This is a genomic window from Marinobacter sp. bablab_jr008, from assembly GCF_016464145.1.
GTDB lineage: Bacteria > Pseudomonadota > Gammaproteobacteria > Pseudomonadales > Oleiphilaceae > Marinobacter > Marinobacter nauticus.
The window spans coordinates 95,782-109,060 of the sequence record NZ_JACDWW010000073.1 but is presented as its reverse complement, the minus strand read 5'-3'; the positions used below and the strand labels follow the sequence as shown (position 1 = coordinate 109,060).

General features: G+C 59.4%; 12 protein-coding genes. 6 read left to right on the top strand and 6 right to left on the bottom strand.

Going from position 1 to position 13,279, the window contains the following annotated elements; all coding sequences use genetic code 11:
* Positions 1–27 precede the first annotated feature (27 nt).
* Together tcdA and JIF53_RS14655 are read left to right on the top strand one after the other, a co-directional pair.
* On the top strand, positions 28–819 hold the full coding sequence (gene tcdA / locus JIF53_RS14660; RefSeq protein WP_199453062.1) for a tRNA cyclic N6-threonylcarbamoyladenosine(37) synthase TcdA: 792 nt from the start codon (positions 28–30) through the stop codon (positions 817–819).
* Positions 820–840: 21 nt separating this feature from the next.
* The gene (locus JIF53_RS14655; protein WP_199453060.1) at positions 841–2,709 is read left to right on the top strand and encodes a cation:proton antiporter; all 1,869 of its coding nucleotides are present in this window, start codon (positions 841–843) and stop codon (positions 2,707–2,709) included.
* A 15-nt stretch (positions 2,710–2,724) separates the two neighbouring features.
* Here the strand turns inward: JIF53_RS14655 and JIF53_RS14650 are convergent, their stop codons facing one another.
* The 4 genes from JIF53_RS14650 to JIF53_RS14635 all read right to left on the bottom strand — a co-directional run bounded on the left by JIF53_RS14650 (position 2,725) and on the right by JIF53_RS14635 (position 6,238).
* Positions 2,725–3,705, bottom strand: coding sequence for an NADP-dependent oxidoreductase (locus tag JIF53_RS14650; protein WP_114434727.1), 981 nt, complete (start codon positions 3,703–3,705; stop codon positions 2,725–2,727).
* 81 nt (positions 3,706–3,786) lie between these two features.
* Positions 3,787–4,257, bottom strand: coding sequence for an acyl-CoA thioesterase (locus tag JIF53_RS14645; protein ID WP_041654511.1), 471 nt, complete (start codon positions 4,255–4,257; stop codon positions 3,787–3,789).
* Positions 4,254–5,342, bottom strand: coding sequence for an SMP-30/gluconolactonase/LRE family protein (locus JIF53_RS14640; RefSeq protein ID WP_041655364.1), 1,089 nt, complete (start codon positions 5,340–5,342; stop codon positions 4,254–4,256). The genes JIF53_RS14645 and JIF53_RS14640 overlap by 4 nt, the downstream gene beginning before the upstream one ends.
* A 101-nt stretch (positions 5,343–5,443) precedes the next feature.
* The gene (locus JIF53_RS14635; RefSeq protein ID WP_014420373.1) at positions 5,444–6,238 is read right to left on the bottom strand and encodes an alpha/beta fold hydrolase; all 795 of its coding nucleotides are present in this window, start codon (positions 6,236–6,238) and stop codon (positions 5,444–5,446) included.
* Positions 6,239–6,622: 384 nt separating this feature from the next.
* Between JIF53_RS14635 and JIF53_RS14630 the strand changes: the two genes are divergently transcribed.
* The 3 genes from JIF53_RS14630 (at position 6,623) to JIF53_RS14620 (ending at position 9,820) form a co-directional block, all read left to right on the top strand.
* Complete coding sequence (locus JIF53_RS14630; RefSeq protein ID WP_041654510.1) at positions 6,623–7,663, top strand: AraC family transcriptional regulator; 1,041 nt, start codon at positions 6,623–6,625, stop codon at positions 7,661–7,663.
* Positions 7,660–9,096, top strand: coding sequence for a cardiolipin synthase (cls, locus tag JIF53_RS14625; RefSeq protein ID WP_014420370.1), 1,437 nt, complete (start codon positions 7,660–7,662; stop codon positions 9,094–9,096). The genes JIF53_RS14630 and cls overlap by 4 nt, the downstream gene beginning before the upstream one ends.
* 64 nt (positions 9,097–9,160) lie before the next feature.
* The gene (locus tag JIF53_RS14620; RefSeq protein ID WP_041654509.1) at positions 9,161–9,820 is read left to right on the top strand and encodes a GntR family transcriptional regulator; all 660 of its coding nucleotides are present in this window, start codon (positions 9,161–9,163) and stop codon (positions 9,818–9,820) included.
* Between the two features lie 12 nt (positions 9,821–9,832).
* Here JIF53_RS14620 and JIF53_RS14615 read toward each other — a convergent pair whose 3' ends face one another.
* Both JIF53_RS14615 and JIF53_RS14610 read right to left on the bottom strand, forming a co-directional pair.
* Positions 9,833–12,079, bottom strand: coding sequence for a patatin-like phospholipase family protein (locus tag JIF53_RS14615; protein WP_199453058.1), 2,247 nt, complete (start codon positions 12,077–12,079; stop codon positions 9,833–9,835).
* The gene (locus tag JIF53_RS14610) at positions 12,057–12,665 is read right to left on the bottom strand and encodes a hypothetical protein (RefSeq protein ID WP_022992135.1); all 609 of its coding nucleotides are present in this window, start codon (positions 12,663–12,665) and stop codon (positions 12,057–12,059) included. The genes JIF53_RS14615 and JIF53_RS14610 overlap by 23 nt, the downstream gene beginning before the upstream one ends.
* A 239-nt stretch (positions 12,666–12,904) precedes the next feature.
* On the opposite strand from JIF53_RS14610, the gene JIF53_RS14605 reads away from it, so the two are divergent.
* On the top strand, positions 12,905–13,270 hold the full coding sequence (locus JIF53_RS14605) for a hypothetical protein (RefSeq protein WP_011784046.1): 366 nt from the start codon (positions 12,905–12,907) through the stop codon (positions 13,268–13,270).
* The last annotated feature ends 9 nt before the right edge of the window (positions 13,271–13,279 follow it).

The window sequence follows — 13,279 nt, the reverse complement described above, 5'->3', positions numbered from 1 at the left end:
CATTTTTAATACTCCAGTAGAGACCGCATGACCACCGATGACTACCATCTCCGCTTTGGCGGCATAGAGCGTCTGTACGGCCGCAAGGCCCTGCATGCTTTCCGCAATGCCCACATTGCCATTGTCGGCCTTGGCGGTGTTGGTTCCTGGGCGGCGGAATCCCTGGCGCGCAGTGGTATCGGCACCATCACCCTGATTGATATGGACGACATCTGTGTCTCCAACACCAACCGGCAGCTGCATGCTCTGCAGGGCCAGTATGGTCGCACCAAAACCGACGCCATGGCGGAGCGGTTGCGGGCCATCAATCCCCAGGCGGACATTCGGGTGCACTTCGGCTTTCTCACGGTGAAGAATGTCGGGGAGCTGATTACAGAAGACATGACCGGCGTGGTGGATGCCATCGACAGCGTGAAGGCAAAAGCGGCGCTGATTGCCCACTGCCAGCGGCGCAAGATTCCGATCATCTGTGCCGGTGGTGCCGGGGGCCAGATGGATCCGACCCAGATCCAGGTTGCAGACCTGGCGAAAACCACACAGGATCCATTATTGGCCAAGGTCCGTAATATGTTGCGCCGGGAATACGGTTTTTCCCGAAACCCGAAACGGCGCTTCGGCGTAGAAGCTGTATACTCTCTGGAACAACTGACCTATCCCGCCCCGGACGGCGAGGTATGTCAACAGAAACCGACAAGCGATGGCCCGGTGCGGCTCGACTGCGCCACCGGTTTTGGTGCTGCCAGCCCGGTGACCGCGAGTTTCGGCTTTTTCGCAGCGTCCCGGCTGCTGAACCGCGTCGCCCGTAAGGCCAACGCCTAATTCAACCATCGGGGCCCTTTTATGGCCGTAAGCACCACGTTAATTCTGGCCGGTATCGGCGTTTCTTCCCTGGTCTGTCAGTGGCTGGCATGGCGAGTACGCATGCCGGCTATCCTGTTCCTGCTCGCCGGCGGCATCCTTGCCGGCCCGGTGACCGGCTTCCTGCAACCGGAAGCCATTTTTGACGACCTGCTGTTTCCCGTCATCTCCCTGGCAGTGGCCATCATCCTGTTCGAGGGCAGCCTTACCCTGCGCTACGAGGAAATAAAAGGCCACGGCAAGATGGTGCGTAACCTGATTCCGGTGGGCACCATTGTCACCTGCATCATCGGTACCCTGGCCGCCCGCTGGATTCTCGAAGTGTCCTGGGAAGTCGCACTGTTGTTCGGCGCCATATCCGTGGTCACCGGGCCCACGGTGATTGCGCCCCTGCTCCGGGCTGTACGACCCACCTCCAAGCTGGCGAACATCCTCACCTGGGAAGGCATCATCATTGACCCGGTGGGCGCATTGCTGGCGGTTCTGGTGTTCGAGGGCATCGTTTCCTGGGGCCAAGGCAATGTTTTCAGCCATTCCCTCTATATTTTTGGCAAAACCCTGCTGGTAGGCTTTGCCATCGGTGCCGCCGCCGGCTACCTGAACGGCCTGGTCCTCAGAAAGCACTGGATCCCGCAGTACCTGCATAACGCCGGCACGCTCACCTTCATGCTGGGTGTCTTTGCCATCTCCAACGAACTGGCACATGAATCGGGCCTGCTCACCGTCACCGTGATGGGCATCTGGATGGCTAACATGAAGCAGGTTCCGGTCGACAGCATTCTGGAATTCAAGGAATCCCTCAGTGTCTTGCTCATTTCGGCCCTGTTTATCATTCTGGCCGCCCGCGTGGAGTTTGCTGCCATCGCCGAACTGGGCTGGGGCCTGGTTGCTGTGCTGGCTATCCTCATGCTGATTGCACGCCCCGCGAGCATTTTCCTCTCGGCCATTGGCACCACACTGAACTGGCGCGAAAAGCTGTACCTGAGCTGGATTGCTCCACGTGGCATTGTCGCTGCGGCGGTCTCAGCGCTGTTCGCATTCCAGCTTGAACGAATCGGGTATGAGAGTGCCGGCGTGCTGGTACCGCTGGTGTTTATGCTCATCATCACCACCGTTACCCTGCAAAGCCTCACTGCCCGGCCAGTGGCAAAATTGCTGGGAGTTCAGGAACCGCCTGCCCACGGCTTCCTGATACTGGGCGCCAACCCGGTAGCCCGGCTGGTGGCCCAGGCTCTGAAAAAGCATGACATTCCCACCATGCTGACCGACACCAACTGGGAGAACGTGCGTCAGGCGCGCATGGAAAACCTGCCGGTGTATTTCGGCAATCCGGTGTCGGAACATGCCGCCACACATATGGACCTGACCGGAATCGGCAACCTCCTGATACTGTCGCCATACAAGCAGATGAACAGTCTGGCCACCTACCATTTTCTGGACTGGTTCGGAGATGATTCGGTATTTGGTCTGGTGGAAGGCGACCAGGATCAGCGGGCGCGGCTTCAGACCGCAGGCAAGGTGCAGCGAACCCGGGGTCTGTTCGATGGTGTCAGCTATGCCAAGCTGGCGAGCCTGGTCAGCCAGGGCTACACCGTGAAAACCACGCAGCTAAGCGAAGAGTTCAGCTACCAGCAGTTTCTGAACCAGTATCAGAACCAGGCCCTGGTGTTGTTCGTACGCGACAGTCGGGACCATATTCACCCGGTCAAGGACATGGAAACCCTCGAGCCCGGTGACGACTGGGTACTGATCAGCCTGGTTCCCCCACAACCCCAGAAGGAACGTCGGGACCGGGAAGAACCTGCCGGTGAGAAGGGCGACAAAACGGCAAGCGGTGCCGCTCCAGCCTGACGCTATTCGCCTCCGTCAGCGGCAGTCAAGCACCAGCTTGCCACGGACGTGGCCGCCCTCCAGCAATGCGTGGGCGGCCTGCACCTGATCCAGCGGGAAAGCCTGTTCAATGTGAACCCGCACATCGCCGTCCTCAATCAGCTCGGCGATCTCGTCCAGGTGAAACACATCCGGCCTCACGGTCATACCATGGGCCCGAAGCCCCATGGCCTCGGCGGCGCTGACAATGTCATCGGCGGTCACGGTGGGAACGGTCACCAGCACGCCGGTTTCTGACAGGGTATGCAGGGAGCGTTTGCCGGCTTCCCCTCCCACCAAGTCCAGCACCACATCCAGGCCATAGCACTCCTCAGCCACGTCGGTAGTGTGGTAATCAATCACTTCGTGCACGCCGAGCTCTGCCAGAAAATCCCGATTGGCCGGTGAGGCTGTCGCCACCACATGGGCGCCACGCTCCAGCGCAAACTGAACCGCAAAATGGCCGACACCGCCAGCCCCGGCGTGAATCAGTATCTTCTGACCGGATTCCAGCCTGGCCACCTCAAACAGAGCCTGCCAGGCCGTTAATGCCGCCAGGGGCACCGCGCCGGCAGTCACCAGATCAAGCTCATCAGGGACGATGGCCAACTCGTCAGCACGAGCCAGTGTGTACTCCGCATAAGCACCACCGCCGGCCGGAAAGCCCACCATACCCATTACCCGGTCCCCCGGGGCCAGGGTGGTTACGCCCTCAGCAACGGCGACGACCTCACCGGCAACGTCGTACCCCGGCGTCCAGGGCAGCCGGTTTTCGATCTGTCGGGCGGCGAACCCCAGCCCCTTCCGGGTCTTCCAGTCAATCGGGTTTAAACCGGCGCCATGCACTCGGACGACCACTTCACCTTCCCGGGGCTCAGGCACCGGAGCCTGCGCCACCTGAAGCACCTCCCGCTCACCAAACTCGCCGTAGATGACGTGCTGCATGAGGATTGATTCACTAACGTCGGTAGGTTCCATGGTTGCCTCCGGAGTGCATGGGGTCAGATGTCCCTCGAAGGGCATCAAGGATGAGACTAGCAGATATTTCCGTCGACGGCCCTAGCGCGGCAGGCCCCGGCCGCCGGGCACCAGAGCGCCGGACAGAATATCGACAAATGCTTTCGGCGCCCGAGCCGGGCGCTGGGATTTCATATCAACGCAGGCGTGAGTAGACAGGCCCCGCAACAGGGTTTTGCCATCGGCCCTGCGAATCAACTGGAATTGTCGGGCCGAGCGAAAACGACCATCCCAGTCCGTCAGCCAGGTGCCCAGCACCAGCTGGTCGCCGGCATTAGCCGACATCAGGTAGTCAACGTCGGTGTGGGTAATGGCCATGGCCTTGCCGGTTTCCTCGTGCAGGGCCCAGGTCATGCCCAGGCTCTCGATGTGGGCCCAGCTCACTTCCTCCAGCCAACGGATGTACACCACGTTATTGGCATGGCCAAGTCGATCGGTATCTTCGGCCTGAACCGAGATTTCCAGAGTGAACGGGCCGGGCAAATCCCAGTTCAGGGCGGGGGCATCAGTCATGGGGTGGCTTCTCCAAGGCCGGGGATGGCCTGCAACGGTAGCCGGCCAATACGGTCGTTGTGAAGTGAACCAAAGTATAGAACACCGTCGTGGGGGTTAACTGAGGTAATCTCCTGCAGATGAGTACCGCGAGTGTCGTGCAGGCTGGTCAGCATCTGGCCCTTGCTATCGAAGGCGACTACCAGACCGTAGTTCTGGGGCTTGGGCTTCAGGCTCTCCGGCAACTTGGCAACCAGATCCTTCAGCCAGGGGGACTTGTGCATGGCATCGACCCGGGGATTACGCAGGGTCGGGAAGGCGACCCAGTAACGGCCCTCACCATCCACCGCCAGGTTATCCGGAAAACCCGGCAGGTTGTCGGCAAATACCTCAGCCCTGCCAGCCTTGGGGCCACTGATCCAGTACCGGAGAATGCGGTATTTCCAGGTCTCGTTCACCAGCACATAATCGCCCTGAGGGGCTACCGCCACACCGTTGGCAAAGTGCAGGTTGCCCAGCAGCACCTCGGTTTTCCGGGTCTTCGGATTGTATCTCAGCAGCCGGCCGTGAGGACGCATCTCCAGCAAGTCGAGTACGTAATCAGGCTGCTGGAAGCGGGAACTGGCGTCGGTGAAATAGATCCGGCCATCGGGGGCGATCACCACATCATCCGTGAACCGGAAGGGGGTGCCCTCGGCCTCTCGGGTAAGCACCGTGATGTCACCCTGAGGGGTAATGGATAACAGGCCTTTCCAGGCGTCGGCGACAATCAGATTGCCGTTGCTGTCAAACACAAGTCCAAGCGGCCTGCCACCGGTTTCCAGCCAGTGTTCCACCGTACCATCAGGGTGAACACGAACAATCCACCCATCCTGGGTACCGGTGTAGAGCACACCATCAGGGCCGATGGTGGTGTCTTCCGGGCCGTACACCTCACCACGAGCAAGCAGATCCGCCAGCCGCAACCGTTCATTGGGCGCCAGCACACCGGTCATGGCCGGTGGAGAGGGCGCATCCCAGGCTTTACTGTCAATCGGAGACGGGGTCAGCAGAAAGCTGCCAAGCAACAAAAAGACAACCAGCAAGCCAACCAGCAACCATTTCATCATGCGCGCCCGTTCCCTTTTATGATTCTTTGTCCGCAGGCGACCCGGCGGATAACTCCGTGTGCCTAACCTTAGCAGACATCACAGGGTTTCTGACAAGATCAGGCCTGTTCCAGAAAACGCCGGCACAGCATGGCAAAAGCGTCCGGCTTTTCCGCGTGCAACCAGTGCCCGGTGCCTTCAATGATTTTCAACTCGGCGCCCGGAAACAGGGTACGAATGGTGTCCCGGTGTTTCTCCTGGATGTAGGCGGAATCCGCACCCTTGATAAAAAGCACCTGTCCCTCAAAAGGTCCCTGCCCTTCCGGCGCTGCCGCCAGCTTGTCATAACATGCATCAATGACAGACAGGTTCAGCCGCCAGCGGAAGGCCACCTCGTCGTCGGCCTGTTCCTGGGCCGGAATACGCTCCAGGTTTTTCAGCAGGAACTGGCGCACACCCGCCACTTCGACAAACTTGGCCAGGCGGGCATCCGCCTCGCTGCGGGATTTCACGCCACGAAGATCCATCTGCTGCATGCCTTCAAGAATGGCGTCGTGGTGGGCCTTGTAGGTAACCGGCGAGATATCCGCCACAATCAATGACCGCACCCGCTCAGGATGCTTCAGGGCAACCTGCATGGCGACTTTGCCGCCCATGGAGTGGCCCAGCAGACTGGCTTTTTCAATACCCTGGGCATCCAGATAGGCAATGACATCCTCGGCCATAGCCGGATAGTCCATGTCGTCAGTATGGGGAGAGCTGCCGTGATTGCGTTCATCCAGAGCATGGATCTGCCAGCCGTCCTCAAGCCGGCGGGCAATACCACCCAGGTTTTCCAGGGAACCAAATAGTCCGTGCAGCAGGATCAAGGGATCTCCCTGACCGGAAATTCGGTGGTTCAGTGCAACACTCATGGTCTGGCAGCCTCCGGTTGTCGGATCAAACCGGATACACTACCACTGCCAGTTTACGGGGCAAGGGGAAATTGGTGACAACCCCACGGGCAGAAAAAAGCCGGGCATGGCCCGGCTGGAAGGTCACAGACATACGCCTGAAAGATCAGCAATAGAAAATGCTGTCCAGGTATTCAGCGAGTGCCAGAACGTTTTTGCGCTCCATTTCGCTATGGGGTACAAAGATTTCCTGTTCCATACAACACCTCCACTTTGCAACGCATTACTTCAACCTGATAGCCAACATGCTATCGTTGAAGCAGTGGCAACCCGTTGACTTGCTGTCCCAATCATTTGACATTTTGTATCAGTCCACCAGATAACAAACGGGAGCAGAACCCAGGCATGCAGCCCCAGACCGAATATCCGGAATCGCCCCAGGTGGCGGCATCCAGCACACTGGCGCTGGTGCATTATCTGGAAACACGGGGTCTTCTGGATCGTGTCCGGGTGGAACAGGCTACCGGGCTGACACTGGCGACTCTGAAAGATCCGGACCTACGGGTACCCGCTTCTGCCCATTACCGTTTGTGGGAACTGGCCGAGCAGTTGACCGCCGATCCGGGCGTCGGCCTGCATGCCGGCCAGGTCATCGACCCCGAGCGCATGGGGCTGGTCGGCCATGTGTTCTTCAACTGCGACACTCTGGGCGAAGCCGTGGTGCAGTATGTCCGGCTGCACCGACTGATCAACGAATCAGTCACCCTGAGTTTTGAGCAAACCCCGGACCAGGCCATCCTGACCTGGCAGCCGGATCGTCCGGATCATTACTGTCGCCAGGACATGGACCGCACCCTGGCCGCCGCCCTGTGCCGGACCCGGCACTTTATCCATCGCAGTATCGAGGCTGACTGGCTGGAAATTGCCCATCCGGAGCCCGTATATGCCGGTGAATACCGCAAACTGTTCGGTGGCACTGTCCATTTCGGCTGTGGCGTTACCCGCATGGCGTTTAACAGCAAGCACCTGGGCCACCCCATCCCGCACCGGAATCCCTATGTTTACTCAGCGGTGCTGAAACAGGTAAATGCGGTCATGGCCCGGCTACAGACCCGCCGCTCGTTCAGCCGAAAGGTGCGTCGCCTGATTTCCCGGCAGATGGCCACCGACCGGATTGACGCCGACACCCTGGCCCGGCAGTGTCATATGAGCCGCCAGACCCTGTACCGAAAACTCAAGAAAGAAGGCATGAGTTTCCACGACCTGGTGGAGCAGGTCCGCAAGGACAAAGCCCTGCGCTATGTCGCCGACGACCAGTACGCACTTGGCGAAATCGCCTTTCTCCTGGGGTTCTCCGAGCTGAGTGCCTTCAGCCGTGCGTTCAAGCGCTGGACCGGTGTCGCCCCGGCCCAGTTCCGGGCCAGTCATCAGGGACACGAGTCATGATCACAGAGAACCTTTCGCTACTGGCCATTCCGCTGGCTGCGCTGTACCTGGCGGCGCTGGCCTGTATTTACCGCATCCTGCTCACCTATCGAACGGCCCAGGGAGCCATAGCCTGGATTCTCGCGCTGGTGGGCCTGCCCTACATTGCCGTGCCCATGTTCCTGCTGTTTGGTCGTTATCGCTTTGGTGGTTACGTCAAGGCTCGCCGCATGGGTAACAAGTCTCTGACCAGCCTGCTCGATAATTTTGAAAACCAGACCACCTCCATCACCAATCCGGGCCAGGAGCATTTCAGCGACGAGTTGCAGGTGTTGTGCAAACTCGGCCGGCAACCGTTCACCGCTGGCAACCACTGCACGCTGCTGCGAGACGGTGAAGCCACCTTTGAAGCCCTGTTCGATGCCATGGAAGACGCCCGCCATTATCTGCTGCTGGAGTTCTACATTGTCCGCTCAGACCGTGTCGGCCAGCGCATCAAGGCCATCCTTGAACGCAAGCTGGCCCAGGGCGTGGAGGTCTGGTTCCTGTATGACGACATTGGCAGCGCGTTTCTGTCCCGCAAATGGCTGAATGAACTGTCTGCTGCCGGCGCCCGCATTGCCTCGTTTGGTGACGGCAACATCCGGCGTCGGCGCTTCCAGATCAACTTCCGTAATCATCGCAAGCTCCTGGTCTGCGATGGCAAGGTGGGATTCGTCGGTGGTATCAACCTGGGCGACGAATACCTGGGCACCGCCATGGACCAGGAACCCTGGCGCGACACCCATTGCCGGATTGAAGGGCCCGCTGTCACCGGCCTCCAGCTGGCCTGGCTGGAGGACTGGAACTGGGCCAGCAATACCCGGCCGGAACTGAACTGGGCGTCCGTGTCTCAGCCTCCCGGCGACCAGGAAGTACTGGTATTGCCCACCGGCCCGGCAGACACCTGGGAAACCTGCACCCTGTTCTTCCTGAACTGCATCAACAACGCGCGCACCAGGATCTGGATTGCCTCGCCCTATTTTGTGCCGGATTTCCAGATCATGAATGCCCTGCAGTTGGCGGCGCTCAGGGGGGTGGATGTTCGCATCCTGATACCGGAGAAAACCGACAGCCCACTGGTCCGGCTGGCCGCCTATTCCTATCTGGTACAGGCCAGTCAGGCCGGCATCGGCATCTATCGTTACCAGCCCGGCTTCATGCACCAGAAAGTGGTTCTGGTGGACAGCCGCTACGCCGCCATCGGCACCGCCAACCTCGACAACCGGTCCATGCGCCTTAACTTCGAGATTACCGCCGTCAACACCAGCCCGGCGTTTATCCAGCAGGTGGAAACCATGCTGGAGGAAGATCTGGGCGCCAGCCGGCCCATGACCGAAAACGACTATCGCCAGCGCTCAATCCTGTTCCGGCTGGGCTGCCGGGCGGTACGACTATTGGCGCCCCTGCTTTGATCTGGCCCCGGGCGGGCGCTTGTGCGAACATGAGCGCTCGACTGATGCTGTAAACGAACATTTCATGAACGCATTCAAACCCAGAGAAACCCTGACCGAACAGGTCGCTCGCCACATTGAAAATCTGATTGCCTTCGAGCAACTCCGTTCCGGCGAGCGCATCTATGAAAGTGCCATGGCCAAGCAGATGGATGTCAGCCACGGCTCCATCCGGGAAGGCCTGCTGCTGCTGGAGAAGCGCCATCTGGTGCGTAACGTCCCCCGCAAAGGCGCGTTCGTCACGCCGCTGGATGAACACTTTGTCCGCAGTCTCTATGAGACTCTGGAACTGTACCTGACTCACACCGGACGGAAGCTGGTGCGTCAGTGGCAACCGAATGACATGCAGCGGCTGGAATCCCTGTACGAGCAGATGCGTGACCGTTTTCAGAACAACGATCTGATGGCGTTTCTGGAGCTGGGTATTGAATACACCAAAGCCTCACTGGTGTACGCCGACAATTACTTTATTGTCTCGGCCATCGAGGATCTCTGGCCCTCTGCCAAGCGTTGCGCCTTTGTCGCCCTGCGCCATGGCGGCAAAAAGGTTCTGGAAGACAACCTGGTGCACATGGAAGAATCCATCCGGATAATACGGGAACGGGACGAACAGGCCCTGGCCGATATCCTGCACCGCTATGCCGTGCAGCAGTGTGAGCAGGTGCTATCCGCTCTGAACAACTGATACCGCGAAAACTCAGTAGAACAGCTGGGTGAATGAGAAGCCGATATTGAGGTATGCGGTCCATTCGTCTTCGTTGTTATAGGCGGCCGAGAGCTGTACCGGCCCCAGGAAGGTATCCACACCGGCGAAAACACTCCAGGATCGCACCAGCCCAGACCAGGTGGCATCATCCATCTGCTCCCAGGCATTGCCGGTCTCAAATCCCAGGCCGGTGAACCAGGGCAGCACCGGCCCGCCGAATTCGCGCCTGGCCCAGGCCGCCAGTAAAACGGCATCGTTTCCTGTGATCTCGCCCGGGGCGTAGGCTGACAACTGCCGAAAACCGCCAAGACGCGCTGCGTTCTCAACGCCCGGTTCACCGCTGATGACCTGCCGGGTATACAGCAAGCCGGTGAGATTGAAACGTTGCCAGGTGCCGGTTCCCAGCAACATGCCGGTGAGGGCATCGAACTCCCGGTCACTGCCGAGCTCTTCCCGCTCTACTCTGGCCCGGATACCGGCAAAAGCACCGGATTTCGGATAGAAGGCATCACTCAGGGAATCATGCACCAGTTGCAGGCTGCCGTAGCCCTGATGCACCTTACCGGAAGGTGCAACCGGAACGCCCACTTCGTCATCCACGGTGGCATAGCCACGGACATAACCCAATCGGATCTCGCCATCGCCACCCAGTTCCATGCCAAGGGCCAGATCCACTTCCCGAAAGGTCACATCTATCTCGGAAATACGGTCGCCGTTGTCGTAGACACTGTAATCATCACGGCGATATTCAACCCCAACCACCGCAAACCGGTCATAACCGTAATCCAGAGGCTGGTACCATTGGCTACGCACCCAGGGCTGGGTGCCTAATTGGAGCCCGGTCTGCCATTCCGCGCCAAGGCGATTGAGTTCGGTCATCCGTAACCCGGTGGCCAGATTGAATCGTGTATCGCCGTCGAAGTTGTCCTCATAATTCAGGCCAAACGACAGATAGTTGGGCCCCCAGCTCTTCTCCCTGGCCTGGATAATCAGCACGGGGCCGGCCTCGGAAGGACGCATGGACCAGGACACGGTCTCGTAGTACCCCAGCCCGTAGATGCGTTTGAGATCGGCTTCCAGTTGCTCCACATCGAGCGGCTCACCCTCTTTCTGCCGGATCCGCTCGCGCAGAAAATCACTGGCCAGGCGGTCGCCTTTACGGAATTCGATCCGGACGACCGGCCCCGGTGCCAGTTTCTCGGCCCGGAGCCGTGCACGGTAATCCCGCCACTCCGAGTCAGACACCGCCAGCCGGTTCAGGGCCACAGCATGATCCCTGGCTCCACTGGCCCCCAGCTCAAACAGCACCGGCGCGTCGTAGAAATCGGCAGAGGTGTGGCCTTGCAGATCTGGCTGGATCAGAATGTCGCGATCGGTTAACAGGCCCAGCTGTAATTCGGTGTTGCGCCGGGTCATCAGCGTGGTGAGCTGCCCGACCACTGAAAAAGCTTCGCGCATGTCCTCTGTGGTCATGAGCGGATCGGTGATATCCACGGCAATGACCACATCAGCCCCCATGTCCCGGGCCACGCTGACCGGTAGGTTGTTGGCCACCCCACCATCCACCAGTAATCGCCCGCCTCTTTCCACCGGGGCGTATACGCCGGGAATGCTCATACTGGCACGAATGGCGTCGGCCAGGTTGCCGTCGCCAATCACCACTTCAACACCGGTTTCCAGATCAGTGGCCACAGCCCGAAAGGGGATGGGTAGCTGATCAAAGTCATCCACCAGCGCGGCGTTACGGGTCAGCTCATTGAGAATAAACCCGAGATTCTGGCCGGTAACCAGTCCGCCACCAAACCGAACGCCCTCGGAACCGACGCCAATACCCGGCACCAGAGGCAGGCGCCAATCGTCCTGCTTTCGGCGCACCGGCTTGTAGGCCCGGCCCGGGTCATCGCGAAAGCTGGACAGCCAGTCCAGCCCGATAAAGCGCTTTTCAATTTCTTCCACCGGCATCCCGGTGGCGTAGAGGGCGGCAACGGCCGATCCGGCACTGGTACCGACCACCACATCAACCGGCACCTGCATTTCTTCCAGCACCCGCAATACACCGACATGGGCCATACCTTTGGCGCCACCGCCACTGAGCACCAGGCCAATGGTTGGGCGAGCGCTACTCGCGCCAGCATCGGCGAAAGCAGAAGGGAATACGGGCAGGACAAGCAGAATGCACAGCAACCAGGACGGCCAACGAGTGCTCACAATCCCGTCACGAGCTCTGTTTATTGTCATCGTCGGCCAGTGACAGATGGGAGGTATCCGGCACAACCGGTGGGGGGAGATCCCGTTTTATACCCAGATCACTGCCGGCCGGAGCCAGTGTCCAGTCATCAAGATGCTCAAACATCGGTGCCTCAGCCTCCTGATGCTCAACCAGAGTCACCCCGACCGGGTCCAGGCTCAGGCCGGAACCGGCCAGAATATCATCCACCTTTTCGCCGGCCACTGGCAGGCGATCGCCCGGTTCAACGGCTGGAGTGTTACCGGATTTCGCTTCCGGTTGCGCCGACTTTGGTGCCGGAGACTGTGGCGGGACCGGCTGTGAGGCCAGAGTCTGAGCAGAGGGCGCCGGTGCTGGTCTGGCCGGCTCGGCTCCGGGCATCGGCTGTGCATACGCCACCATTCCGTGTTTTTTCAGCACCGCCAGATACTTCTCGGCCTGAACCTGCTCAAGCTTGTTACGAATGACGACCGGTTGCCCACTGAACATGCGGTCCAGCTGCTCGACGCTGGCCTTGAACAGGGCCCGGGCATTGTTGCGAGCGGTTTCCAGATCGGTGCCTGGTGTGCACTCTCCTTTGAACACGAGCTGGTACATGGCTATCCCTCTGCTTTTACAACAACTGTTGGTCAATGATAGCTGAAATCACAGGCCACAACAGGCATTAACCAACGCCGGGCCTTACCATCCGGAAATCATTTCAGCATTGCAAACAATTGAAAAATCCAGCGTCCACAGGAGGAAAAGTAAGCCACACTCTGCAACAATCAACTGTAACCAAACTTTACACTTGGTTACACTAACAAGAATCGCAGATTACGTTCCGGGAGCCTCACATGCGCACCAACATTACCGCCCTTCTCTCTGGTCTGGTGCTCGGCTTGTCATCGGCGCAGGTATCCGCCGAAAACCTGGATGTATTGATGAGCCAGGTTTTTCAGGCCAATGAAGCCACCTACATAGGCTATGAAAGCATCGAGCGCGAGGACATTCCCGCCCGGGCCAGCGTAGACCGGAAATACCTGATTGTGGATTTCCGCTTTCCGAACCAACAGCCGGCCGCCGAACAACTCCAGGCCAGCGTACACAAAGTGTGCATGACCCTGCTGAAAGATCGTGAACTGATCCGCTCGCTGTCGGATTCCGGCTACGACATGGTGGCCGTGGCCTTTGACCGCCAGTCCCAGTTTGACTGCCTCTAGCCTGTAGCC

What these genes read in the sequence shown, in the direction of transcription:
- tcdA (WP_199453062.1), top strand. Translation starts at nt 28, where the DNA reads ATGACCACCGATGACTACCATCTCCGCTTTGGCGGCATAGAGCGTCTG.
- JIF53_RS14655 (WP_199453060.1), top strand. Translation starts at nt 841, where the DNA reads ATGGCCGTAAGCACCACGTTAATTCTGGCCGGTATCGGCGTTTCTTCC.
- JIF53_RS14630 (WP_041654510.1), top strand. Translation starts at nt 6,623, where the DNA reads ATGCAGCCCCAGACCGAATATCCGGAATCGCCCCAGGTGGCGGCATCC.
- JIF53_RS14610 (WP_022992135.1), bottom strand. Translation starts at nt 12,665, where the DNA reads ATGTACCAGCTCGTGTTCAAAGGAGAGTGCACACCAGGCACCGATCTG.
- JIF53_RS14620 (WP_041654509.1), top strand. Translation starts at nt 9,161, where the DNA reads ATGAACGCATTCAAACCCAGAGAAACCCTGACCGAACAGGTCGCTCGC.
- cls (WP_014420370.1), top strand. Translation starts at nt 7,660, where the DNA reads ATGATCACAGAGAACCTTTCGCTACTGGCCATTCCGCTGGCTGCGCTG.
- JIF53_RS14650 (WP_114434727.1), bottom strand. Translation starts at nt 3,705, where the DNA reads ATGGAACCTACCGACGTTAGTGAATCAATCCTCATGCAGCACGTCATC.
- JIF53_RS14640 (WP_041655364.1), bottom strand. Translation starts at nt 5,342, where the DNA reads ATGAAATGGTTGCTGGTTGGCTTGCTGGTTGTCTTTTTGTTGCTTGGC.
- JIF53_RS14605 (WP_011784046.1), top strand. Translation starts at nt 12,905, where the DNA reads ATGCGCACCAACATTACCGCCCTTCTCTCTGGTCTGGTGCTCGGCTTG.
- JIF53_RS14615 (WP_199453058.1), bottom strand. Translation starts at nt 12,079, where the DNA reads ATGACAATAAACAGAGCTCGTGACGGGATTGTGAGCACTCGTTGGCCG.
- JIF53_RS14635 (WP_014420373.1), bottom strand. Translation starts at nt 6,238, where the DNA reads ATGAGTGTTGCACTGAACCACCGAATTTCCGGTCAGGGAGATCCCTTG.
- JIF53_RS14645 (WP_041654511.1), bottom strand. Translation starts at nt 4,257, where the DNA reads ATGACTGATGCCCCCGCCCTGAACTGGGATTTGCCCGGCCCGTTCACT.